General features: G+C 59.6%; 23 protein-coding genes. 12 read left to right on the forward strand and 11 right to left on the reverse strand.

The genetic code is table 11. From position 1 onward, the window contains the following. Positions 1 to 42: 42 nt before the first annotated feature. The 4 genes from frr to rpsB all read right to left on the reverse strand — a co-directional run bounded on the left by frr (position 43) and on the right by rpsB (position 3215). Positions 43 to 600 carry a ribosome recycling factor gene (gene frr / locus PG881_RS09280; RefSeq protein WP_085734650.1) on the reverse strand — a complete coding sequence of 186 codons (558 nt, stop codon included), beginning with the start codon at positions 598 to 600 and terminating at the stop codon, positions 43 to 45. A gap of 94 nt (positions 601 to 694) precedes the next feature. Beyond that, entirely contained in the window at positions 695 to 1429 is a 735-nt protein-coding gene (gene pyrH, locus PG881_RS09285) for a UMP kinase (RefSeq protein ID WP_011705095.1), read from the reverse strand. Between the two features lie 71 nt (positions 1430 to 1500). Beyond that, positions 1501 to 2382, reverse strand: coding sequence for a translation elongation factor Ts (gene tsf, locus PG881_RS09290; protein ID WP_016349867.1), 882 nt, complete (start codon positions 2380 to 2382; stop codon positions 1501 to 1503). A 104-nt stretch (positions 2383 to 2486) separates the two neighbouring features. Next, a complete protein-coding gene (rpsB, locus tag PG881_RS09295) occupies positions 2487 to 3215 on the reverse strand; it encodes a 30S ribosomal protein S2 (protein ID WP_005303470.1) in 729 nt (242 codons plus the stop codon). 359 nt (positions 3216 to 3574) lie between these two features. Between rpsB and map the strand changes: the two genes are divergently transcribed. The 4 genes from map (at position 3575) to PG881_RS09315 (ending at position 8621) form a co-directional block, all read left to right on the forward strand. Further along, entirely contained in the window at positions 3575 to 4363 is a 789-nt protein-coding gene (map, locus tag PG881_RS09300) for a type I methionyl aminopeptidase (protein WP_011705093.1), read from the forward strand. A gap of 97 nt (positions 4364 to 4460) precedes the next feature. Beyond that, positions 4461 to 7115, forward strand: coding sequence for a bifunctional uridylyltransferase/uridylyl-removing protein GlnD (glnD, locus tag PG881_RS09305; protein WP_270799492.1), 2655 nt, complete (start codon positions 4461 to 4463; stop codon positions 7113 to 7115). A gap of 166 nt (positions 7116 to 7281) precedes the next feature. After that, a complete protein-coding gene (gene dapD, locus PG881_RS09310) occupies positions 7282 to 8109 on the forward strand; it encodes a 2,3,4,5-tetrahydropyridine-2,6-dicarboxylate N-succinyltransferase (RefSeq protein WP_005303473.1) in 828 nt (275 codons plus the stop codon). Positions 8110 to 8237: 128 nt separating this feature from the next. Continuing rightward, a complete protein-coding gene (locus PG881_RS09315) occupies positions 8238 to 8621 on the forward strand; it encodes a DUF3461 family protein (RefSeq protein ID WP_011705091.1) in 384 nt (127 codons plus the stop codon). A 179-nt stretch (positions 8622 to 8800) separates the two neighbouring features. Here the strand turns inward: PG881_RS09315 and ptsG are convergent, their stop codons facing one another. From ptsG to PG881_RS09345, 6 genes are all read right to left on the reverse strand, one after another. Continuing rightward, positions 8801 to 10231, reverse strand: coding sequence for a PTS glucose transporter subunit IIBC (gene ptsG, locus PG881_RS09320; RefSeq protein WP_016349865.1), 1431 nt, complete (start codon positions 10229 to 10231; stop codon positions 8801 to 8803). Positions 10232 to 10663: 432 nt separating this feature from the next. Then, a complete protein-coding gene (locus tag PG881_RS09325) occupies positions 10664 to 11635 on the reverse strand; it encodes a MalM family protein (protein ID WP_044799417.1) in 972 nt (323 codons plus the stop codon). A 91-nt stretch (positions 11636 to 11726) separates the two neighbouring features. Next, positions 11727 to 13025, reverse strand: a complete 1299-nt coding sequence (locus PG881_RS09330; protein WP_323971246.1) for a maltoporin — start codon at positions 13023 to 13025, stop codon at positions 11727 to 11729. Between the two features lie 528 nt (positions 13026 to 13553). Further along, positions 13554 to 13994: a flavodoxin gene (locus tag PG881_RS09335; RefSeq protein ID WP_049048399.1), complete on the reverse strand. Its 441-nt coding sequence runs from the start codon at positions 13992 to 13994 to the stop codon at positions 13554 to 13556. Between the two features lie 76 nt (positions 13995 to 14070). Further along, positions 14071 to 14844 (reverse strand): tRNA pseudouridine(65) synthase TruC, encoded by a 774-nt coding sequence (truC, locus tag PG881_RS09340; RefSeq protein WP_029303719.1) that lies wholly within the window; start codon positions 14842 to 14844, stop codon positions 14071 to 14073. Continuing rightward, positions 14841 to 15176, reverse strand: coding sequence for a YqcC family protein (locus PG881_RS09345; protein ID WP_011705085.1), 336 nt, complete (start codon positions 15174 to 15176; stop codon positions 14841 to 14843). The genes truC and PG881_RS09345 overlap by 4 nt, the downstream gene beginning before the upstream one ends. A gap of 262 nt (positions 15177 to 15438) precedes the next feature. Between PG881_RS09345 and PG881_RS09350 the strand changes: the two genes are divergently transcribed. From PG881_RS09350 to PG881_RS09370, 5 genes are all read left to right on the forward strand, one after another. Continuing rightward, positions 15439 to 16467: a DUF3549 family protein gene (locus PG881_RS09350; protein WP_039212953.1), complete on the forward strand. Its 1029-nt coding sequence runs from the start codon at positions 15439 to 15441 to the stop codon at positions 16465 to 16467. A gap of 69 nt (positions 16468 to 16536) precedes the next feature. Further along, positions 16537 to 16836 (forward strand): DUF3301 domain-containing protein, encoded by a 300-nt coding sequence (locus PG881_RS09355; RefSeq protein ID WP_011705083.1) that lies wholly within the window; start codon positions 16537 to 16539, stop codon positions 16834 to 16836. A 57-nt stretch (positions 16837 to 16893) separates the two neighbouring features. Then, positions 16894 to 17130 carry a DUF2789 domain-containing protein gene (locus PG881_RS09360; protein WP_011705082.1) on the forward strand — a complete coding sequence of 79 codons (237 nt, stop codon included), beginning with the start codon at positions 16894 to 16896 and terminating at the stop codon, positions 17128 to 17130. Positions 17131 to 17218: 88 nt separating this feature from the next. After that, the gene (locus tag PG881_RS09365) at positions 17219 to 17515 is read left to right on the forward strand and encodes a hypothetical protein (protein WP_270799498.1); all 297 of its coding nucleotides are present in this window, start codon (positions 17219 to 17221) and stop codon (positions 17513 to 17515) included. Positions 17516 to 17518: 3 nt separating this feature from the next. Then, positions 17519 to 18304 (forward strand): Zn-ribbon-containing protein, encoded by a 786-nt coding sequence (locus PG881_RS09370; protein ID WP_039212951.1) that lies wholly within the window; start codon positions 17519 to 17521, stop codon positions 18302 to 18304. Between the two features lie 69 nt (positions 18305 to 18373). On the opposite strand, the gene syd is transcribed toward PG881_RS09370, so the two are convergent. Then, entirely contained in the window at positions 18374 to 18922 is a 549-nt protein-coding gene (gene syd, locus PG881_RS09375) for a SecY-interacting protein (RefSeq protein WP_270799500.1), read from the reverse strand. A 157-nt stretch (positions 18923 to 19079) separates the two neighbouring features. Here syd and queF point away from each other — a divergent pair, with 157 nt between their 5' ends. The 3 genes from queF (at position 19080) to PG881_RS09390 (ending at position 24043) form a co-directional block, all read left to right on the forward strand. Beyond that, a complete protein-coding gene (queF, locus tag PG881_RS09380; protein WP_270799502.1) occupies positions 19080 to 19928 on the forward strand; it encodes an NADPH-dependent 7-cyano-7-deazaguanine reductase QueF in 849 nt (282 codons plus the stop codon). 134 nt (positions 19929 to 20062) lie between these two features. Then, positions 20063 to 22333 (forward strand): hypothetical protein, encoded by a 2271-nt coding sequence (locus PG881_RS09385; protein WP_017408616.1) that lies wholly within the window; start codon positions 20063 to 20065, stop codon positions 22331 to 22333. A 90-nt stretch (positions 22334 to 22423) separates the two neighbouring features. After that, positions 22424 to 24043 carry a GGDEF domain-containing protein gene (locus PG881_RS09390; protein ID WP_270799505.1) on the forward strand — a complete coding sequence of 540 codons (1620 nt, stop codon included), beginning with the start codon at positions 22424 to 22426 and terminating at the stop codon, positions 24041 to 24043. Positions 24044 to 24077 lie beyond the last annotated feature (34 nt).

The raw sequence follows: 24077 nt of genomic DNA on the forward strand, positions 1-24077 counted from the left end.
GCAGGGGCACTACACGGCGCTCGTAATATACCTGTCAGAGGCTTAGATTTCCATTAGCTCCTTTTCCTTCAGAGCCAGCGCTTCGTCTACCAGCTTGATGAAGGAATCGGTCAGTTTCTGGATCTCTTCCTGAGCACGACGGTCGTCGTCTTCGGAGATCTCTTTGTCTTTGAGCAGCGCTTTGAAGTCGGCGTTGGCATCGCGACGGATGTTGCGCACGGCAACCCGGGCACCTTCCGCTTCGGCACGCACGATCTTGGTCAGGTCGCGACGACGCTCTTCGGTCAGCGGCGGCAGCGGCACGCGCAGGGTCTGGCCGTTGCTGGACGGGTTGAGGCCCAGATCGGAGGTCAGGATGGCCTTTTCCACCGCCTGGATCATGGAGCGGTCAAAGATGGAGATGGAGAGGGTGCGGGCATCTTCAGCCACCACGTTGGCCAACTGTTTCAGAGGAGTGGCCGCACCGTAATACTCCACCTGGATACCGTCGAGCAGGCTCGGGTGAGCACGGCCGGTACGGATCTTGGACATCTGGGTCTTGAGCGATTCTACGCTCTTGGCCATGCGGTCCTTGGCGTCGTTTTTAATCTCGTTGATCACAGTGGTTTTCCTTTTGGCGAACGAGCCGTCAACCGGCCCGTATCTATCTTATTGGCTGGCGTCATGGACAAACGAGCCGAAGCTCACGCTTGTCTCACTTGCTGACGTGATGGATCAGGGTACCTTCCGGCTCGCCCATGATCACCCGACGCAGCGCACCCGGCTTGTTCATGTTGAACACCCGGATCGGCAGATCGTGGTCGCGGGCCAGAGTAAAAGCAGCAAGATCCATTACTTTGAGTTCTTTTTCAAGAACTTCATCATAACTCAGTTCATGGCACAGCACGGCATCCGGGTTCTTGACCGGATCGTCGGTGAACACGCCATCGACCTTGGTAGCCTTGAGCACGACGTCAGCTTCGATCTCGATCCCGCGCAGACAGGCCGCAGAATCGGTAGTGAAGAAGGGGTTGCCGGTACCGGCGGAGAAAATCACCACCTTGCCGGCACGCAGCTGGCTGATGGCTTCGGCCCAGACATAGGAGTCACAGATGCCTTGCAGGGAGATGGCAGACATCAGACGGGCATTCACATAAGCACGATGCAGGGCATCACGCATGGCCAGACCGTTCATCACGGTAGCCAACATACCCATGTGGTCGCCCACCACGCGGTTCATGCCCGCCTTGGCAAGACCGGCACCACGGAACAGGTTGCCGCCACCGATGACCAGACCGACCTGAACACCCAGCTCAACCAGTTCTTTGATCTCTTGGGCCATCCGATCCAGCACCGCCGGATCAATGCCAAAACCCTCGGATCCTTGCAGGGCTTCACCACTCAACTTCAGAAGAACACGTCTGTATGCAGGCTTGGGATTGGTACTCATGTCACTGATTCCTGGTCATATAAAGACCGCGACATAAGTCGCGGTCTGGGGAAACGGAAAAACCGGTTCGATTAGGCCTTTTGAGCGGCCGCGATTTGGGCTGCAACTTCCGCAGCGAAATCGGTCTCTTGCTTCTCGATGCCTTCGCCCACTTCGAAACGGGTGAAGGAAACAACGTCAGCGCCTTCTTTCTTCAGCAGCTCGGCAACGGTCATGGAAGGATCTTTCACGAACGGTTGACCAGTCAGGGAAACCTCACCGGTGAACTTCTTCATGCGGCCTTCAACCATTTTCTCGGCGATCTCTTTCGGCTTGCCAGAGTTGATGGCGATGTCGATCTGGATTTCGCGCTCTTTGGCAACGACTTCGGCAGATACATCTTCCGGCTTGACGAATTGCGGGCTGTTGGCAGCAACGTGCATGGCCAGATCTTTGGCCAGCTCGTCGGAACCACCGGCCAGCTTGGTGATAACACCGATGCGGGAGCCGTGAACGTAGGTGCCCAGGTTGTCACCTTCAACCAGCATCACGCGACGCAGGTTCATGTTCTCACCGATCTTGGCGATCAGGTTGGTGATGGTCAGCTCAACGGACTCGCCGTTGCCGAAGTCGGCGGCTTTCAGCGCGTCAACGTCAGCGATCTTCTGGGTAGCGGCGATTTCAACGATTTTCTGACCCATGGCCAGGAAGCCGGCATCCTTGGAAACGAAGTCAGTCTCGCAGTTCAGCTCGATCATGACGGCAACGTTGCCTTCGGTACGGGCGAAGATCACACCTTCAGCGGCGATACGGCCAGCTTTCTTGGCGGCTTTGGCCTGACCGGATTTGCGCATGTTTTCGATAGCCAGTTCGATATCACCGTTGGCTTCTTCCAGTGCTTTTTTGCAATCCATCATGCCAGCGGCGGTGCGCTCGCGCAGTTCTTTTACCAGGGCGGCAGAAATGTTTGCCATGTCCAGTATCCTCGGTCTTGAATTGACAAGAAACAGGGGCCACAAGGGCCCCTGCTAACCAATTACATCAGCTTGGTTAATAAGGGCTTTGCAGTCCTTATCAATTACTCAGCTTCAACGAAGCCATCTTGTTCGGCTTGAACAACGATGTCCTGAGCGCGAGCTTCCAGTACGGTGTCAGCAGCAGCATTCAGGTACAGCTGAACGGCACGGATAGCGTCGTCGTTACCCGGGATGACATAGTCAACGCCGTCCGGGTTGGAGTTGGTATCAACGATGGAAACTACCGGGATACCCAGGTTGTTGGCTTCTTTGATAGCGATGTGCTCGTGGTCGGCATCGACAACGAACAGAACGTCAGGCAGGCCGCCCATGTTCTTGATACCACCCAGGCTCTTCTCCAGCTTTTCCATTTCGCGAGTACGCATCAGCGCCTCTTTCTTGGTCAGCTTGTCGAAGGTACCGTCTTGGCTCTGGGTTTCCAGATCTTTCAGGCGCTTGATGGACTGACGAACGGTTTTCCAGTTGGTCAGCATGCCGCCCAGCCAGCGGTGGTTAACATAGAACTGGTCGCAACGCTCAGCGGCTTCTTTTACGGCTTCAGACGCGGCACGCTTGGTACCTACGAACAGTACCTTGCCCTTCTTGGCAGCTACGGAGCTGATGAAGTTCATGGCATCGTCAAACATCGGAACGGTTTTTTCCAGGTTGATGATGTGAACCTTGCTGCGGGCACCGAAGATGTAGGATTTCATTTTCGGGTTCCAGTAACGAGTCTGGTGACCGAAGTGAACGCCGGCTTGCAGCATGTCGCGCATAGAAACTTTAGCCATTTTATACCTCTATTGGGGTTAGGCCTCCACACATCCCATATAACCGACCCGTTAAGGCACCCCGGCATATGTGTCGATGTGTGTGTGTTGTTTAAGTAAGGGTGATGGAATGAGGACACAAGTTCCCCATTCCGGCGCGCTTTATACCATAACTTTGGTCAGGACACCACCAGCCTAACCGCTAAAAATGGATCCCTGGGCAGCATGCTGAAGCGCCGATTTGACGCTGTGATGACAATCACACTGGAAGTAAACGGGGGTTGGGGATAAAATTTTGGCCTGATTGCAAACGCATCTATTTTTCATTACCTGATTGCCGGACATCGATAGATGCGCGATCAGGTCCCAAGAGAGATCCCATGTCCATTAAAATCAAGACACCGGAAGAGATTGAAAAGATGCGCGTTGCCGGCCAACTGGCCGCCGATGTGCTGGTCATGATCGCCCCCCACGTCAAGGCGGGCGTCACCACCGACGAACTGAACACCCTCTGCCACGACTATATCGTCGACGTGCAGCAGGCCATCCCTGCGCCGCTCAACTACCACGGCTTCCCCAAGTCCATCTGCACCTCGGTGAACGATGTGATCTGCCACGGCATCCCGAACCACAAGAAATTGCGGGAAGGGGACATCATCAACCTGGACATCACCGTCATCAAGGATGGCTACCACGGCGATACCTCGGCCATGTTCATCGTGGGTGAGACCACCCCGCTGCGCCGTCAGCTGTGCAAGGTCGCTCAGGAGAGCCTCTACGCCGCCATCAAGCAGGTGCGTCCGGGCATGTGCATCACCGAGATCGGCGCCGTGATCCAGCCCATCGTCGAGAAGGCCGGTTTCTCCGTGGTGCGCGACTACTGTGGCCACGGCATCGGGGCCGAGTTCCACGAAGAGCCGCAGATCCTGCACTATCGCAACGGCGGCAAGCAGGAGCTCAAGCCGGGCATGTGCTTCACCATCGAGCCCATGGTCAACAGCAAGAAGTACCACTGCAAGGTCAATCCGAAGGATGGCTGGACCGTGACCACCAAGGATGGCGGCGACTCCGCCCAGTGGGAACACACCCTGCTGGTGACCGAGGATGGCTGCGAGGTGCTGACGCTGCGCCCGGATGACACTATCGACCGTCTCATCAAACACGGTTAACATCAAACCCCGGCCTCCCGCCGGGGTTTTGTTTTTATCAGCCGCGAACCCGTGCGAAAACAGCGCACATGCGTGCGACAGTAGAGTGTGAGACGCCATGGATGCCAGCCTGCTTTCCCCCCACCTGTTACCCGACGCTCAGCTCACCCGCGAGAACTGCAAGGAGTACCTGAGCCGTTTTCTCGGCTGGCTGCACGCCCGCTTCGATGCCGGTGACAACATCATCGAACTGGTGGCTACCCGCTCCGAATACATGGACGAGCTGCTGACCCGGTTGTGGCAAAAGTTCGGCTTCGACAAAACTGAGCTCACCCTGATCGCGGTGGGCGGCTATGGCCGTGGTGAACTGCACCCCCACTCCGACATCGACCTGCTGATCCTCTATGAAGGGGACGAACTGGACGAGGTGCTGGGGCTGCGCATCGGCGAATTCATCACCCTGCTGTGGGATCTCAAGCTGGAGGTGGGCCAGGCGGTGCGCAACGTGGCCGAGTGCCTCGAGCAGGGGCGCGGCGACATCACGGTCGCCACAAACCTGATCGAGGCGCGCTACATCACCGGCCGCGAGGCGGGCTTCCAGCAGCTCAAGGAGGCCACCGGCCCCCAGCACTTCTGGCCGAGCGAGCAGTTCTTCAAGGCCAAACGCGAAGAGCAGGCCCAGCGCCACCAGCAGTTTCTCGGCACCGCCTACAAGCTGGAGCCGGATCTCAAGAGCAATCCCGGCGGCCTGCGCGACATCCAGACCCTCGCCTGGGTGGCCCGCCGCCACTTCGGCGCCACCACCCTGTTCGAGATGACCAGCCACGGCTTTCTCAACCGGGCCGAGTATCGCGAGCTGCTCGATTGCCAGAATTTTCTGTGGAAGGTGCGCTTCGCCCTGCACATGGCCATCAACAAGGGCGACAACCGGCTGCTGTTCGATCGCCAGCGTACCGTGGCCCAGATGCTGGGCTTCGAGGGGGAAGGCAACGCCCCGGTCGAGCAGATGATGAAACGCTTCTACCAGACGGTGCGGCGGGTCTCCGAGCTCAACGAGATGCTGCTGCAGCTGTTTGACGAGGCGATCCTTGGCAACACCGCCATGGACGTGCGCCGCCTCTCCGACGAGTTCCAGCTGCGCGGGCGCCTCATCGATGCGGTGGATTCCGAGCTGTTCGGCCGTGAGCCTGCCGCCATCCTGCGCCTCTTCTACCAGATAGCACAGCATCCGGAGATTGCCGGCATTCACTCCGCCACCCTGCGCCAGCTGCGCGAGGCGCGCCGCAAGCTCAACTGCTGGCTGCAGGACTTGCCCGACTGCCGCCGCCTGTTCATGGCGCTATTGCGCCACCCCAACGGCATCGGCCAGCCGCTCACCCTGATGCACAAGTACGGCATCCTGGCGGCCTACCTGCCGCAGTGGAACCTCATCGTCGGCCAGATGCAGTTCGACATGTTCCATGCCTACACGGTGGATGAACACACCCACCGGCTGCTCAAGAACATCCACCAGTTTCCCAACCCGGCCAGCCGCCAGACCCACCCGCTCTGCCACGAGGTGTTCACCCGGCTGCGCAAGCCGGAGCTGCTCAGCATCGCCGCCCTGTTCCACGACATCGCCAAGGGCCGGCGTGGCGACCACTCAGAGCTCGGCGCCGTCGATGCGCTGGAGTTCTGCCAGTTGCACGGCCTGGATCGCTACGAGAGCCGGCTGGTCGCCTGGCTGGTGCGCCATCACCTGCTGATGTCGGTCACCGCCCAGCGCCGCGACATCTATGACCCCGAGGTGGTCACCGACTTTGCCCAGAAGGTGCGCGACGAACAGCACCTCGACCTACTTTACTGCCTGACCGTGGCCGATATCTGCGCCACCAACGACACCCTCTGGAACGACTGGAAAGGCACCCTGCTGCGCGAGCTCTACTTCGCCACCCAGAAGGCGCTGCGCCAGGGGCTGGAAAACCCGCCCGACATGCGTCTCAAGATCCGCGAGAACCAGCGCCAGGCCAAGCAGATCCTGGCCCAACGCGACGTGCCGGAGGAGGCTATCAACCAGCTCTGGAGCGACTTCAAGGCCGACTACTTCCTGCGCCATACGCCGGAGCAGATCGCCTGGCACTGCCGCAAGATCATCGAACACGGCGACAACCCGGCGCCGCTGGTGATCATCGGCAAGCACCCGACCCGCGGCGGCAGCGAGGTGTTCATCTATTGTCGCGACACCCCGAATCTGTTCGCCACCGTGGCCTCGGCGCTGGATCAGAAGAACCTCAACATCCACGACGCCCAGATCATGAATTCGCGCAGCGACTACGTGCTCGATACCTTCGTGGTGCTCGAACCCAACGGCGAGCCCATCAGCCCCAACCGCACCGCCACCATCAAGAAGGCGCTGGAGAAGGCGCTGCAGGAGCCGGGCAAGCTGGTGCTACGCAGTAAGCCACTGTCACGGCGCCACCGCCAGTTCAGCGTGCCGACCCGGGTGGTCTTTCTGCCCCATAAGGGGGAGACCCGCCACACCCTGCTGGAGCTGACCGCGCTCGATACCCCGGGGCTGCTGGCCCGCATCGGCGCGGTGTTTCAGCAGTGCGGCCTGTCGCTCCATGCCGCCAAGATCACCACCATCGGCGAGCGGGTGGAGGACTTTTTCAGCCTCACCACCCTGGCCGGCGAGCCGTTGACCCAGGCCGAGCAGCAGGCGCTGGAGGAGCGGCTGGTCAACCAGCTCAACCCGCAAGAGTCGGCCGATGATGAGGGCAGGCCGGGCCCGTGAAGGCTTCACAAGACGCCGAGTCTGCCCCTGATTTATCAAGCAGAACAAAAGGTTGGACCACGCCAGCACAATAAATCAGCGTTCCCGTGAAGAAATCGGCCCGAGCCCTTAAAAACAATTGGAAAAGTGTGATACAACAAACGGAATTTTTTAAAGGAAACCTGTCATGACCGAGTTGCAACAGATCATCGAAGCGGCCTTCGAGCGCCGTGATTCCATCACTCCCGGCTCCGTCGATGCCGCCACCAAGGCCGCCATCCTGCAAGCCATCGACCTGCTGGACTCCGGCAAGGCTCGCGTCGCCGAGAAGATTGCCGGCGAGTGGGTGGTACACCAGTGGTTGAAGAAGGCGGTACTGCTCTACTTCCGCATCAATGACAACGGCATCATCAAGGGTGACGACGCCCAGTATTACGACAAGGTTCCCCTCAAGTTCTCCGACTACAGCGCCGAGCAGTTCAAGGCTGCCGGTGTGCGCGTGGTACCGCCGGCCACCGCCCGCAAAGGCTCCTTCATCGCGCCCAATACCGTGCTGATGCCCTCCTACGTCAACATCGGCGCCTTCGTCGATGAAGGCACCATGGTCGACACCTGGGCCACTGTGGGCTCCTGCGCCCAGATCGGCAAGAACGTGCACCTCTCCGGCGGCGTCGGCATCGGTGGCGTACTGGAGCCGCTGCAGGCCAACCCGACCATCATCGAAGACAACTGCTTCATCGGTGCCCGTTCCGAAGTGGTGGAAGGGGTGATCGTGGAAGAGGGCTCCGTCATCTCCATGGGCGTCTTCATCGGCCAGTCCACCCGCATCTATGACCGTGAAACCGGCGAGATCCACTACGGCCGCGTCCCGGCCGGCTCGGTGGTCGTCTCCGGCTCCCTGCCCTCCAAGTGCGGCAAATACAGCCTGTACGCCGCCGTGATCGTCAAGAAGGTGGATGCCAAGACCCGCGCCAAGGTCGGCATCAACGCCCTGCTGCGCTCCATCGACGAGTAAGCGGTTTTGCAGTGATTTAAAAGGGCGCCTGATGGCGCCCTTTTGATTTTGGCGCCCCTGTCACAGGCAAGCCACACCGACTCGGTTAAGATAGATTGGTCAGGATCGTTTCAAACCGAGGAAGCCCGATGTACGAGAATCTGAAGAGCCTGGGGATCCAGGAACCCACCTCAGTGGACAGCTATACCCTGCGCCAGGAAGCCAATCACGACATCCTCAAGATCTACTTCAAGAAACAGAAGGGCGAGTTCTTCGCCAAGAGCGTCAAGTTCAAATATCCGCGCCAGCGCAAGACCATGCTGGTCGATTCGGGCACCCACGAGTACAAGGATGTCACCGAGATCAACGCCAATCTCAAGTACGTGGTGGATGAGCTCGACAACCTGACCCAGGGCGTGCACGTGCAGGCCGACCCGGACATCAAGCAGAAGATCTTGCGCGACCTGCGCCACCTGGAAAAAGTGGTGCAGAACAAGATCAGCGAAATCGAGCGGGATCTGGAAAAGCTCTAAACCGGTCTGATGCAGCAAAGGCGCCCGTGGGCGCCTTTTTCTTTGAACTGAAGACCGATGGCAACATTGATACCGCGCCGGTCGAAACATGCACCACCGCATCGGCTACCCTATGACGCCCAGCAAAAAGGGAGGCTTGCGCCTCCCTTTTCAACAACTCTGGTATTCAGGCAACAGGATTAGTTGCTCTTCATCCAGATGTCCATGTCGGTTTTCAGGTTGTCGGACTTGGTACCGAAGATGGCTTGTACGCCAGAACCTGCCACTACCACACCGGCAGCGCCCAGTTTCTTCAGACCAGCCTGGTCAACCTTGGCCACGTCTTTCACACCGACCCGCAGACGGGTGATGCAGGCGTCCAGCGAAGCGATGTTCTCCTTGCCACCGAAGGCAGAGACCAGTGCGGCAGACATCTCGTCCTTGCTCTGACCAACGCTCTCTTCGGCCGCTTCGTCTTCACGACCCGGGGTTTTCAGGTTCATGGCACGGATGACCACGGTGAAGACCACGTAGTAGATGACGGCATAGACCAGACCCAGACCCACCAGCAGCAGCATGTGATCGGCACGCGGGGATTGCACCACGAAGTCGATGAAGCCGTTGGAGAAGGTGTGACCGTGTACCACGCCCAGGGAGTTGGTCAGCACGTAGGCCAGACCAGCCAGCACGGCGTGGATGGCGTACAGTACCGGGGCGATGAACAGGAAGGAGAATTCGATCGGCTCGGTGATACCGGTCAGGAAAGAGGTCAGGGCGGCAGAGGCCATGATACCTACGATCTTGGCGCGGTTTTCCGGCTTGGCGGAGTGCGCGATGGCAAACGCGGCGGCAGGCAGACCGAACATCTTGAACAGGTAGCCACCGGCCAGCTGACCGAAGCCGTTGCCGGCAGCGCGGGAAGCGTCGTCAGCAGTCAGGAAGCAGGTCATGATGCCGTGTACGGTTTCACCGGCAGCGTTGACACAGGTACCCGCCTGATAGAAGAAAGGTACGTTCCAGATGTGGTGCAGACCGAACGGGATCAGGGAGCGCTCAACCACGCCGTAGATACCGAAAGCCAGTACCGGGTTCTGGTTGGCAGCCCAGTCGGAGAAGGCTCCGATGGCAGCGCCCACCGGCGGCCAAATGACGGACAGGATCACGCCCAGGCCGATGGAGACGAAACCGGTGATGATGGGCACGGCGCGCTTGCCGGCGAAGAAGCCCAGATACTCGGGCAACTGGATCTTGTAGAAGCGGTTGAACGCCCATGCGGCCACGCCACCGGCGAGGATACCGCCCAAGACGCCGGTTTCGATGGTCTCAACGCCCATCACGGGCGCCATGACCTTCAGGGTGGCGACCATGATGCCGTAGCCAACGATGGCTGACAGACCGGACACGCCGTCGTTATTGGTAAAGCCGAGGGCCACGCCCACTGCGAACAGCAGGGCCATCTGACCAAATACGGAACCACCAGCCTGCTCCATCAATTGGGAGACAATTTCCGGCAACCAGCTGAAGTGGGCAGCACCCACCCCCAGCAGAATACCTGCAACGGGCAAGACCGATACTGGCAGCATCAGCGCCTTACCGACCTTTTGCAGATTAGAGAAAGCATTTTTTAACATGTGTGCGCTCCTGAATGGAATGTCTTACCGTAGACGCTTCAGTCCAATTTATAGACGATCATCAACATCATCTCTCATCGGCATGAATTCGACGCGGGTTTGTTTATTTTGACCAGCTGAATATAACCCAGCAGATCGCAAATATCTTCCATCAGGGGTAAGCGAATAAAAAATTTGGAGGGGAGATCACAAGATAATTTTGGCGGGAATTTTCGGCTAATTACGGATATATTTCGGCATCTTCATGCTAAGCCATAAATATGAAAAGTGCTGTTTCGCATTGTATTTTAGCCAATCAAAATAATACCCAACGAAACTCATTGTAACTTAATGTAACCATTTGCTGTTTTTTCTATTTTAGTCTACCGATTAAAAAGGCCTCCAACAAGGGAGGCCTCAAATAAATATTATATTTTAAAGACCGGGCAATATTCAGCCCTTTTGGGAGCGCTTGACCGCATCAATAAAGATCGATTTCGCCTTGGTCGAACCGGCCCGCTCCGCCTCGCTGACCAGTTGCATCGCCTTGTCGATATCACCGGCTTTCACCGCTTTTTCGATCTGGGATTGATAGAAGGCCTCGGTTTCGCTCAGCATGGCGGGCGCAGGCTTGGCAGGCGCGGCTACCGCAGCGGTCGCCACAGTGCCTGCCGCAACGGCCGTCGCCGCCGGTGCAGCCTTGCTCATTGCTACCTTGTCGGCATATTCAGGCTTGAAGACCGCTTCCAGTCCCTGCCCTTTTGCCATGTCGGCCACCTTGATCTGTACCAGACCCCATGGGGAGTGCGGGATCACGGGGTCCTTGATATCCGGTTCAACCGTCCCGTTGGCTCTGGCAAACGCCTTGGAGGGGTGCAGTATGGTGGTACTGCCTGCCAGCTTGTTGGCCGGGGCATAGACGATCATATAGGTCTCGGCCGCCGGATTGCCCGGCATGCTGCGGTCGACGAACAACTTGCCCTCAATCCTGTCGTTATCGAGCAGATGGGCCGGCTGATAGGTGAATACCGATTCACCCAGCACGCGCGTCACCTTGAACTGGGCATCCAGCATGATGACCTGCGGGATCAGCACCGTCTTGCTCACCTGGGATGCGATGCTGATGGCCAGATTGCCGGTATTGGCCGGCAGGCGATAAGCGGCGAAATAGCTCATCCCCTCGTCAAACTGAAAACTGGGTTGCTTGCTGTCGAGGGCCAGCAGAGTGTCGCCCTCCGGCAACGCCACATAATTGAAATCACTGAAAGCGGCGCAGCAGCTGGTCGCCTGCGAGAGCGCCTGCTTGGCCTGATCGGCATTACTCAGGATGGATGCATGATCCTGCACGGGGACCAACATGCTACCGGAACAACCGGCCAACAGCGCAGTAACCACGGCTGCGATAGACATCTTTACCAGTTTCATTCTTCTTATCTCCATAACCCGGTTGCCGTTACCCGGCGAAACAAAACTGCCCCCATACGGGGGCAGTGACTAACTTAACTTAAACAGCTGCTTACCACCAAGCTTCCGCTTGAACACCAAAGTTCCAGGTATCTTTAGATGTTTTACTGTTATAGGGAGTACCAGCCATATCGTTGTCATCCAGAGCTACATAAGAAGTAAAGACTCGGATTTCAGGACGGGCCCAGAAGCTTGAGCCGGCAGACCAAGCCTGAGACAAGGTCAACTTGTAACCAGAATCCTCAAGGGAAGAACCGTTGGTAGACTTGTTCTTGTCCTTGAAGTAGCCGCCTTCGAAGATGGTCTTGTTGAAGTCATCCCACTTGTACATCGGGCGTGCAACAACGGACATGGTTTCCCACTTGTCGTTGCCATCCCACATGTCATTGCCTACCCCATAGACCAGCTGGTGGCCCATCTCCCAAGAGTTGCCCATTGGGATCACACCATGGTTGATGATACGGAAACCATCGGCACCATCCTTGGCTTCGGCACCGTACCAGGAACCGTCACCGTAGAAAGCCATGGTCTTGGAGTAGCCTTCAGTACCGTACTGCAGCACGGTCTTGTTGAATCCCCCAAAGATACCTTGGGTCAATTCAGCAGTCAGCATTACGCCATCTTTAGCGTTTTTGTACTGAGCATTAGAAGAGTCTTTTTGAGCATCTGTTGGATTAGCAATTGCATAGTCAACACCGACTTCCAAAGAAGCATCTTGCCACAAAGGAATGCCTGCATAACGCAGATCAAGGGTATTTACATCCATCCCCTCAAACTTGGTCCAGCCATCTTTGCCATCCCAACCACGGTCATTGCGAACCCACGCGAAGGAAATTTTACCAGGACCCGCCTGGACACCTTCGATACCAGCACCAGCACCAGAGATGTTCCAGTAGTAGAAGTCAGAGATGTGGATGTCGTGACGTTGGTAGTAACGCTTACCAGCCCACAGGGTAGCTTCCGGCGCGAAACCCAGCAGACCCTTGGCTTGCACGTTGAACTGGCGCAACGCGAACTCGGAGTCACCGCTGCACTGTTTTTCATCGAAGTTACATACAGAGCCAGTACCTTCCCAGTCATTAGAACCGTTGGAAGTCATGGCGAACATGGAGTCAACGTAGAAAGTCTTGCCATCCTTGTTGAATACTTCCTGCCCCAGCTGAACTTCACCGTAGGTATCATCTTCGTTACCCAGACGGCCCACCTTTTGTTTGCTCAAAGTCTGCATATCACCATCACTGGAAACGCCGACACCTGAACGGAAGTAGCCGTGGAAATCAACGGCGAAGGCGGCTTGGGAAGCCAGGGCTGCGGTTACTGCTGCAGCGATCGGGAGCCACTTTGCTTTCATTTTCATTTTCCTTATTCCCGCTGAGAGGAGTGTGATCCTGAATATCCAAGTTCTTATCACCATAAAAACGTTTAGGTGATAACCGAGGCCGATTATAGGTAGCCAATTTCGGGACAAACATGAGCTGATTCACAAAATGGCGACAAATCGCCCAGCATTGGCCGTGGAGGGTTTTGTACGATGATAATCAACCAAACCATGCAATAACTCACCATCCATACGGGTGTAAAAGCGAAAATAACCACCATGAAACCGCTACCAACCATTAATTCGCTTCGATGAATAAGTTATAAATATTCAAATTGATGACAAAAACATGACTGAAATCGCTTTCAATGGGGAACTTTTAAATTTGAGGCATGTCGGCTGCCCCCGAAATAAATCGCTGAGCAAAGTGGGGATGACGTGGAAAATAACCGGATAAATATCGGGCAAATATGGTCAGTTGAGACTGCTGATTACCGCAAAATAAACATCCCCGCCAGACGGGCTGAGCGGGGATGAATAAAGGATAAAAACGGACGATCGCTACAGTTTATTTAGCCAGCCATTGAGCCAGGCCAGCGCTACCTTTTCCGGCTCATCGTCGACGGTGGCATCTATTTCCAGCCGGGGCAGCAGAGGACTGGCACCGAGCTCCTGCAACAGCGCATCGAGGTGACGACCGGCACCGCAGAAATGCTCGTAGCTGCTGTCTCCCATGGCGACCAGTGCATAACGCCACCCTTTCATGTAGGGGGCCCGGTCAGCCAGGGCGGTGGCCAGTGGCTGCAGATTGGGCGGAATATCGCCCTGCCCCGTGGTAGCCGTGATGACCAGCAAGAATCGACTCGCATCCAGATCTGCCAGCTCGGCTTCCTCGAACACCTGGCAGCCGTGCCCCGCCTGCTCCAGCTGCGCGGCCAGCGTCTCGGCCACCAGCATGGCCGCGCCGTATACGGTACCCACCACTATGTCTATCTGCGCCATCACGGACCTCTTTGACCAACATGGATGCCCAGCATGCCACAGTGAACGCTCGGGCAACACCCCGCGATCGTCAGGCTCAGTAGTCGCTCTCGCTGGCAGGCCAGCCCAGCTCGGCAAACAGCTGCAGTACTTCCTGCCCCAGTGGCGCCTGGATCCGCATCGGCACCTTCAGCACCGGGTGCTCAAAGCTGAGGGTGCGAGCCACCAGCAGCAGACGATCACAGCCATAATGCTCGCGAAAGAAGCGGTTGTGGCGGCCATCGCCATGGGTGGTGTCACCGACGATGGGGTGGAACAGATGATCCATATGGCGGCGCAGCTGATGCTTGCGGCCTGTCTTGGGGAACAGCCGAACCAGGCTGTAGCGACTGGTAGGGTGTTTCTTGGAGACCGCATGGGGCAGCTCGACCTGATGCAGGCGACGAAACGCGGTCACCGCCTCCTGGGCCGGACGATCCGGATCGCTCATGGCATCGGCGATCTTGTCCAGCTGCTCCTTGAGCGGATAGTCGATGAGCCCCTGCTCGGGGGCCCAGCCACGCACCAGCGCCAGATACTCCTTGTGCACCTGACGGGCGGCAAAGGCTTCGGTCAGGGTGCGGGCCACGGCGGGATCGAGGGCAAACAGCAGCACCCCCGAGGTGGGCCGGTCAAGCCGGTGTACCGGGTAGACGTGGCGACCGCCGATAAGATCCCGGGTCATCTGCATGGCGAAACGGGTTTCGGCCTTGTCGAGCCAGCTGCGGTGCACCAGCAGGCCGGAGGGCTTGTTGACCGCCACCAGCCAGTCATCCTGATAAAGCAGGGTCAGCTGCAAGGCGTTCTCTTCCTGTGCCTGCTCACGCATCATTGCTCAACCACTTTGCCGGAGAGCAGCAGATCGAAGCGGGCGATCAGGCGCAGCAGGGCTTCGACCTCGGCTAGCTCCTCCTTGTAGACTTCGCTGGCCATGGGATAGAGGGAGACGCTGCTGGGCAGCGGTGCCTGTAGCAGCACCAGCTGTTCCATGCGCGGGATCAGCACGAACTGCAGCCACTGATCGAAGCTCAGGGTATCGACGCAAAATGGCAGCTCGCTGGCCAGGGCCTCTTCACCCGGATGGGCCGCTTGCCAGCGTTCCAGACGTTGCAGCTCGGCGGTCAGTTCACCCAACAGGCCGGCTACCAGCAGATATTGATTCATTGCGTTCTCTTCCTCATCACCACACACCGTCCGCCGCCAATCCTGTGTCGCTGGCGGCAGGCCGAACTTTGCAAAAAAGGGCGTTACTATACACCCTCCCCCCTATCCTCTGCCATGCCCCTTGCGGCCGGCAACACGGGCGAAGAACCATGGCGGCTCCTGCCCCTGCGTACCGGGCCGGATGCCAGGCGACGCGCCCCCACTGGCTATCTTGTGCAACCTCCTTATAATCGGCCCGCATCACCCTTAGCCGGATCACCTCATGTCCACCATCAATACGCTGACCGAATTCTTGACCCAGGCCGACACCCAGTTTCAACTGTTCGATATGGGCCGCCAGGTGCGACCACTGGCGAGCGACACCTTCGAGCGCATCGAGCAACAGCAGGAGCCCTACCCCTGGCCCCTGCAGCAGCACGCCTGGCTCGGCGTCCACTTCTTCCAGCCGGCCGAATCCCGTCACTACCTGTGGTTTCTCAAGTTTGCCCTCGACGAGCGCGGTCTGCTCATCGCCAGCGGCCCCAAACACTTCATGGATCAGGTGGTGGAAACCCTGGGCTACAAGCTGACCGGCGAGCTCGATGAAGAGAAAGCCCAGCGTCTGGCGGAGAACCCCTACACCTTCCGCCCGGCCGAGGCCAAGATGGCCAGCCTGCACGCCAAACTGGCCCGTCAGCTGGAGCAGGCCCCCTCGACCTACTTCGAGGGGCTCTGCCACTATCTGGCTGCCCCGACGCCAGAGGGATGGCAGACCCTCGGCGTACAGGGTTTTGCCGATCTCGCTGAGCGGCTGCAAGATGAACGCAACCTGGCGCTGGTGTGCAAGGCGCTGCCAAAACTGCCGCAAGAGCCGCTCTACGCCCTCTGTCAGAGCCTGGAAAACGCCCCGTTGCCGCCGGCCGTACAGGGCGCCCTGTTCGAGCGGATCGGCAAGGAGCAGGAGTGTGCCGAACCCAATGCCGAGACCTTGGCCTACCTGTGCCGGGCACTGGCCTCCTGCAACGGCAGCAGCATGCGCACCAACAAGCTGCTGACCCTGCTGCAAACCCAGCCGAGCCCGGCCCTGCTGCTGGCCATCGCCGGCCGGCTCTGGCCCGATCTGAAGGATGCTGGCCTGCTCAGCCTGTTCCTGGAACAGCTGGCCCTGCAGCCGACCCAGTTCTTCAATCAGGTATTTGCCGAGCTGGTGACCCTGCCGGCCCTGCGCAATGATATGCTGGCCAGGCTGCGCGACCCCGAGCGCAGCGACGCCCTGGGCCAGGCCATCGGTCGCCTGTTCGCCTCGGCCTGATGATGTCGGCGACCCGCCACCATGGCGGGTCGCCTGTCGCCACGGATCACACCCCGGAAGGAGCCCGCGATGGGTGAAATGTTCGCAATCTTGCTGCTTATCCTCGGTGCCGGTGCCTTCTGGCACCAGCGACGTCAGGCCGAGCTCGCCTGGCAATACATGCGCCGCTACTGCCAGCATCACGACCTGCAACTGCTGTCGCTGGCACGCAGCCACCGTGCGCTGGCCCACCAGCCACTGCGGCTGCTCACCTATTACGAGTTTGAATTCTCCAGCGATGGCGAGAGCCACTATCTGGGGCAACTGCGCATGCAGGGGCTGCAGGTGGTTGGCGTCGAGCTGCCACCCCACCGGGTGCCCACCCTGTAAATCTGCCGCCACGGGGCGGGCCTATAATGTTCAGGAATGCCTCTTGGGAGAGATGAGATGGAATTCCTGACCCACGATCTGGCCGCCCTGTTTGCCCAGCTGGGGCTGGCCAACGACGAGCTGAGCCTGCACCGCTTCATTCACGAGCACCGCTTGGACAACCAGACCCTGCTGCCGGAAGCCCCCTTCTGGAATCGCGCCCAGGCCGACTTTCTGCGCGATGCCCTGTGGAATGATGCGGACTGGTCGGAAGCCATCGACGAACTGGATGTGCTGCTGCGCCGGCCTGACTGACCCTTGCCCCGCTGTTCAGCGCCCCGCGCTTTGGTTAAGCTCTCTGCCCGTCCAGCCCGAACCACTTTTCATCCTGCGCAGGAGTCCCATGTCAGCCCAAGAGATCATCCGCATCGCCAATGAACTGGCCGTCAAGGGGATCACCCCCTCCACCGCCATGGTCAAGGCCCGCCTCAGCCAGCCCGTTCCCATGGCCGAGCTGCTCAAAGTGCTGAGCCAGTGGAAGCAGCAGCCCGCCAGCGCCCCGGAAGCCGCCAGCACAGCACAGATGACCCCCGCACCCGCCGCCGAGCCCACCCTGCTGCAGCTTGCCGAACGGCTTGAGCGGCTCGAACAGAAGGTGGATCGGCTGACCGAGCTGCTGCTCCAGCAGGGGAAACAGTAAGCCATGTACATCGTCGAACTCTGCTTTGAGTGCTATCGCGACACCTCGCTGGGCGAGGCCGAACGGGCCATCGTCAACTACCTCGACATGCTGCGCTATCAGGGCCAGATCCTCGGCCGGGAGTTCCCCACCAGCATGCACGAGGGCTATTTCGTCAGCCGGGTGGTCTGCCCTGAGCAGGACAGCCTGCACCCGGACAACCAGAGCGAGCAGGTCAAGCTGGCGGAGCAGCAGCTCAATCAGGCCGGGCTGCTCGCCCCCAAACTCCAGTTGCAGGGGGCAGATCTGCTCTCCGACAGCACCGACCCTTGCGGCCATGATGGCGAGCGCCCCAGCTGGATGCTGCTCTACACCAGCTTCCTGCACACCTGTTCGCCGCTGCGCTGCGGTGACCACTTCGCCCCCATCCCGCTCTATCGGCTGCCGGCCGTCGCCAACGGCGACCAAAAACAGATCATCAAGTGGCAAGAGGATTGGGAGGCGTGCGATCAGCTGCAGATGAACGGCTCCATTGCCGAGCATGCGGCGCTGCATGAAATCGGTGAGGTGGGCAGCCGGCTCCATCGCCGTGGCAGCGATCTCGGCAAGCGGCTGGAAGCCCTCACCGGCATCCCCACCTACTACTACCTCTACCGGGTGGGCGGCCGGAGTGCGGCCGAGGAGAAAGCCCGCCCCTGTCCGATCTGCGGCGGCGAGTGGGCACTGGCCGAACCCTTGCACGAGATCTTCGACTTCAAGTGCGATCCCTGCCGGCTGGTCGCCAACCTCTCCTGGGATTTCAAGGACTGAGCCCGGCGGTGAACCAAACAAAAACGCCTTGCCGGTCGGCAAGGCGTTTTTCATTGCAACTGACGCCGTTTATTGCGGCAAAGTCTCCAGCCGCTCGAGGAACGCCGGCAGTGAGGGGGCCAGCACCAACCGGCGACCCGAGTCGAGCCACTCCAGCCACACCTGCCCGCTCTCGTTGTCGAGCGACACCAGTGTCATCTCGTTGCGGGTGGTGGCGATGAACAAAGAGGGTGAGCGCTTCAACTTGCGCAGCATCAGCAGGTGGCCGATGAGGTTCTCCTTGAGCAAGTCGAGATCCGCCTCGTTCCAGGGCAGCACAAACTCGAGCCGCAACCCCTTGTAGAGGCAGGGCACAGGGCGGCTGAACCAGCCACCAAACAGGGCCTGCGCGGCCGGATGCAGGGTCAGCTCGAGCGCCTCGTTCATCGCCGTGAAATCGGCGGGCTCGGCGCGCCGATGCGGGCGCCAGGCCACCCGCCCCTCCTTGGACTCATCCAGCTCGCAGGGGGAGCGCCAGTCTGCCTCCCACTCGCACAGGGGCAGCCCTCGCCTCGCCTCGCCATCGCGCTGCCAGCGCAAAAAAAAGTGTTCCAGGGCAGACAAGACTTGATCCGACATCGAAATTCCCCACAATTGCTGCCAAAGTTCGCTATTGCACCATCAAAGCCATGAGCAGACAAGGTGCAGCGCGGATCGCCAGCCAGCGCTCCCCGCCTTGCCGCCCCCATCGGGCGCATGCTCTGCCATCGCCCATTCAACGTTCGAGTCAGCACACATGAGCAAACAAGAGAGATACGCCGGAGCCAGCGCCCTGCAGGGGCTGAGCCTGGGTCAACAGTCGGCCTACATCAGCCAGTACACCCCGGCCCTGCTGCAGCCGGTGCCGCGCAGCCTGAACCGCGACGACCTCGGTCTTGGCGGCGAACTGCCGTTCCAGGGTTGCGATGTCTGGACCCTGTACGAGCTCTCCTGGCTCAATGCCAAGGGCAAGCCCATGGTCGCCGTCGGCGAGGTCTCGGTGCCCGCCACCAGCGCGAACCTCATCGAATCCAAGTCGTTCAAGCTCTATCTCAACTCCTTCAACCAGACCCGCTGTGACTCGCTGGAAGCGGTGCAGGCCATGCTGGTCAAGGACTTGAGCGCCTGTGCCGGTAGCGACGTGAGCGTCACCCTGTTCCCGCTGGCCCAGGCTCCGCACCACATTGCCGCCCTGCCGGGCGAGTGCATCGACGAGCAGGACATCGCCGTGGACTGTTACGAGTTCGATGCCGACCTGCTGCAAGGTGCGGCCGGCAGCCAGGAGGTGGAGGAGACCCTGCACAGCCACCTGCTCAAGTCCAACTGCCTGGTGACCAGCCAGCCGGACTGGGGATCCGTGGTGATCCACTATCGCGGCCCGCAGCTGGACCGGGAAAAACTGCTGCGCTACCTCATCTCGTTTCGCCAGCACAACGAATTCCACGAGCAGTGTATCGAGCGGATCTTCACCGATCTCAAGCACTTCTGCCGCCCGAGCCAGCTGACGGTCTACGCCCGCTACACCCGCCGCGGCGGCCTGGACATCAACCCGTTTCGCAGCGACTGGGAAGTGGTGCCGGTCAACCTGCGCCTGATCCGGCAATAACCGGTCAACCCGCCGGGCCTGCAGTGCTGCCACGGCCCGGATCGCGGGGCCGGCGCGCAATCTGTCAGTAAACTCTGGACGCACGGGGGCGGGCTTGGATAACATGCCCTCACTCCCGTGCTGCCCTTAATCCAATGAATCAACTGTTTTTTCTGGCAATGATGATGTCCTCCCTGTCGGCTCCTGATCTGGATCTGGCCAAGGAGCAGTTGTCCATCGATCTGCAACAGGCCCAGACCCTGGTGCTGACCGATCCCGCCAGATGCGTGCAGATCACCTCCGCCTTCCTCACCCGCACGGCCAATAATCCCAAGCAAATCATCAGCAATCGCCAAGAGTACGGCTATCGGGAGCCGCTGCTGAGCTATGGCACCGCCGCCCAGGCCACCGGTGCCCACCTGCTCAAGGGGGAGTGCCTGCTGCAGCTTGGCCAGTTCCAGGCGGCGCAGAAATCCCTCGATCAGGGCATCGCCATGGCGGCCAAAGAGCAGCAACTGGAGCTGCAGGCCCACGGCCTCTATCTGAAGATCCGCAGCCAGAACCTGCAGGAGCGTTCCCACGGCGCCAGCGGCGGCCTGCTCGGTCAGCTGGAGACCCTGCTCAGTACCCCCAGCCTGAAAGAGAGCCAGCTGCAGGTTTACAGCCGGCTGCTGCGCACCAACGCCAGCATAGAGGCGCACCAGTTCGACGAGGCCAAGCGTCAGCTGGCCGAAGCTCGCCGCTGGGCGGATCAGACCAAGAATCCGCTGGCCAGCGCCTGGGTCAGCGCGGTGAGCGGCGACCTCTACCACGCCCTCAAGCAGCCCCAGCTCTCGCTGGGCGACTACATCGATGCCCAGCAGCAGGCCAGAGGGTTGCAGGATCCACTGTTTCTCGGCCTGCTGTCTAACCAGATAGTGAACCTCTATCAGGAGGAGCAGGAGCCGCAGAAGGCGCTGCAATACGCCAACGAGGCGGCCAACTACTTCCATGCCCTCGGCAATCCCTCCCTGCTGAGCGACGCCCTCATCGTGCTGGCCCGCCTCAACCGGGAACAGGGCGAGATGAACATGGCGCTGGTCTACTTCTTCAATGCCCTGGATCTGCTGGACGAGGGCAACAACCGCACCCGCATCGCCCACCTCAAGTACGAGATAGGCAAAACCTATCTGGAAACCGGCAACCTGACCCTGGCCCGCAACTACCTCACCGCGGCCCGCCAGTCCCACGAGCTGGGGGACGACAAGGAGCCGCTGATCGACACCCTGCTGCTGCTGGGTGAGCTGCACCTCAAGCAGAAGGAGGCGGGCATCGCCATCCTGCAGCTGGAAAACGCGCTGGCACTGGCCAACCAGATCGGCGACGCCCAGCGCCAGTTCGAGATCTTCCGCCTGCTCTCGGCGGCCTACGAGCAGAAGGGCTATCTGCAGCAGGCGCTGGACAGCTACAAGAATTTCCACCAGCGCAGCGAGCAGGTCCGCCAGCAGCAGGTCGATCTGGAGCAGGAGGCGATCCGCGACAACTACGCCCAGGTGGAGCGGGAGCAGCAGATCAAGGAGCTGCAGCAGCAGCTGAGCACCAGCAAGCATCAGCAGGATCGCTACCTCTGGTCGAGCGTGGTGACCGGTCTGTTGCTGACCCTGTTCATCTATCTGTTCTTCACCCTCTGGCTCAAGCTGCGGGTCGCCCGTCTGCAGGGCAAACAGCTGGGCGAGGCGCTGCTGCTCGAGCCACGCACCGGGCTGGCCAACTGGCAGCGACTGATGAGCCGCTGGCCGCGGGAGATGGCCAAGCGCCAGCAAAAATCCGAGCGCTGGTATTTAAGCGAGCTGCCCACCAGCGAGTTCGACGACAAGTTGCATTACCTGCTGTTTCGGGTGCCCTTCCTGGTCAACAGCCTGGAACAGCACGGTTATCAGGTGAGTCGCGAGATAGAGCAGGCCTTCGGCGCCTACGTCAACGGCCTCACCCCGCAGGATGGCCGCATCTACGACCTGCGTGAAGGCCACCTGCTCTATGTGGTGCCCCAGCGCCATGTGGAAGACCTGCACCGACTGGCCCGCGAACTGCTCGCGGCACTGGCCGAATTCCCCTGCCAGCACCCGCTCGATCGCCACATCAGCCTCGGCATCGTCAGCCACCCCTTCCTGCCCAAGGCGGCCACCGCCCTCGATCATCACGGCCTGTTCGACCTCTGTTATCTGGCCCTGGCAGGAGCCATTCAGCTCAGCGAAAAACACCAGCAAAGCGTCTGGCTGGAGCTGGCCGCCATCGATTGCCAGCAGGCCGCATTTTTTAATGGGGATGTGTGGCAATGCTGCTTGATGGCAATTGACAAGGGACTGGTAAAAGTAAATTCTTCTCATGAAAAGCAATGGGTTAATTGGCTTCGACTTTCACGGACGAAAGCGCCGGTTGATCAATGACGAATAGATAGTCAACTGGGTCTGGAACTGGGTTCGACCGCTGTTGCTATCCAACACAACAACGATAATGACAACAGGGCGACCTGAATAATGAATGATATCGCTGCCGTAGCCGGACAATTGGCCAGACTCAGGGAATCCCTTCAGCAAAAGCAGCTGGAGCTGGACGGCGTCGTCTCTTTCTCCGACACCGAACGCGCCCGCAGCATCCAGTTCATCGCCAAGCTGATGCAGGCCTGTCGCGGCCACGATCGCGAGCTGGACAACAAGCTTGCCAAGCTCAAGCAGAAACTCGATGGCAACCCGCCGCTCTCCTCCCTCGATGCCGACCTCGCCGTCATCGAGAAGCTGCTGCAGCAGCACGGCAACGCGCTGGAAGAGTCCATCTCCCTGACCAAGTCCGCCATCGAGCTCGGCAGCAAACAGCTCAAGGCTCTCAAAGGCTTTCCTGATGAGACCCGCAAATCCCTCAAGGAGTTTCTGGCAAGCCCGGATGGCTATGGCATCGGCGATCACCAGAAGAAGGTGATCCGGCTGCTGGAGTTCTACCAGCAGGCCATCAAGATCCAGCTGCTGCCCACCCAGCCCTTGCTGGCCCAGAGCACACCCGCCGGCAACCAGGCAGAAACGGCCACCGACCTAGCCACGCCGGAGCCGGGCGCCCCCTTTGACGTCAAGGTGCACGCTCACATCGCCGACGAGCTGCAGCGGCTCATCACCGAACTCGACTTTGCCGGCGCCGTCGGCGAGAGCCTGGCGGACATTCGCCGCCAGCTGCTCAATGGCATCACCCCTCCCCTGCTGGCGGAGATCTGCCTGCAGGTGATCGAGCTCATTATCGAGGGTACCCGCGAGGAGCGCAAAGCCTCCCAGGCGTTTCTCAGCACCCTCAACGAGAGCCTCTCGGCGGTCCACTTCAGCTTCACCGAATCCCTCGATGAGGGGCGCGCCCTGCAAAGTGCCACCCTGGATACCCGCAAGGCCATCGACAGGGAGCTGAAGGCCATAGACCATACCCTGGCCAGCCATGACACCCTTGATGACCTCAAGGGGGCCATCTCCGGTCACATGGGGGCCATCAACCTGCTGCTGCAGGACAGGGAGGCCATGGCCGCCCGCGAGCGCCACCTGCTGACCCGCCTCTCCACCATGGAGGCCAAGCTGCGGCTGATGAAGGAGGAGACCGCCGAATACAAGAAGCGGCTCACCATCCAGAAACACAAGCTGTTCCTCGACAGCCTGACCCAGGTGCACAACCGGGCGGCCCTCGACGAGCGACTCGAGCTCGAATACAAGCGCTGGCTGCGTTACAACACGCCGCTGTGCCTGGCCATCATCGACATCGACCACTTCAAGCACATCAACGACAACTACGGCCACATGGCTGGTGACAAGGCGTTGAAGGTGGTTGCCAAGGCGCTGCAGGGGGCCCTGCGCGACACCGACTTCATCGCCCGCTTCGGCGGCGAGGAGTTCGTGGTGCTGCTGCCGAACATCAACCCGGACAAGTTCCAGAAGCCACTGGAGACCTTGCGCCAGACCATCAAGAGCATTCCGTTCCGTTTTCGGGATGCCAGGGTCGAGATCACCATCTCCATCGGTGCCACCCTGTTTAGGGAAGGGGATCACACCACGGACGCATTCGAGCGGGCTGACAAGGCGCTCTACAGCTCCAAGAACTCGGGTCGGGATCAGGTCAATCTGGCCTGATCGGCGACTAAAAAAGCAGCAAACGCACTTTTCC

Origin of the sequence: Aeromonas sp. QDB54 (assembly GCF_027707385.1) — a bacterium.
GTDB lineage: Bacteria > Pseudomonadota > Gammaproteobacteria > Enterobacterales > Aeromonadaceae > Aeromonas > Aeromonas hydrophila.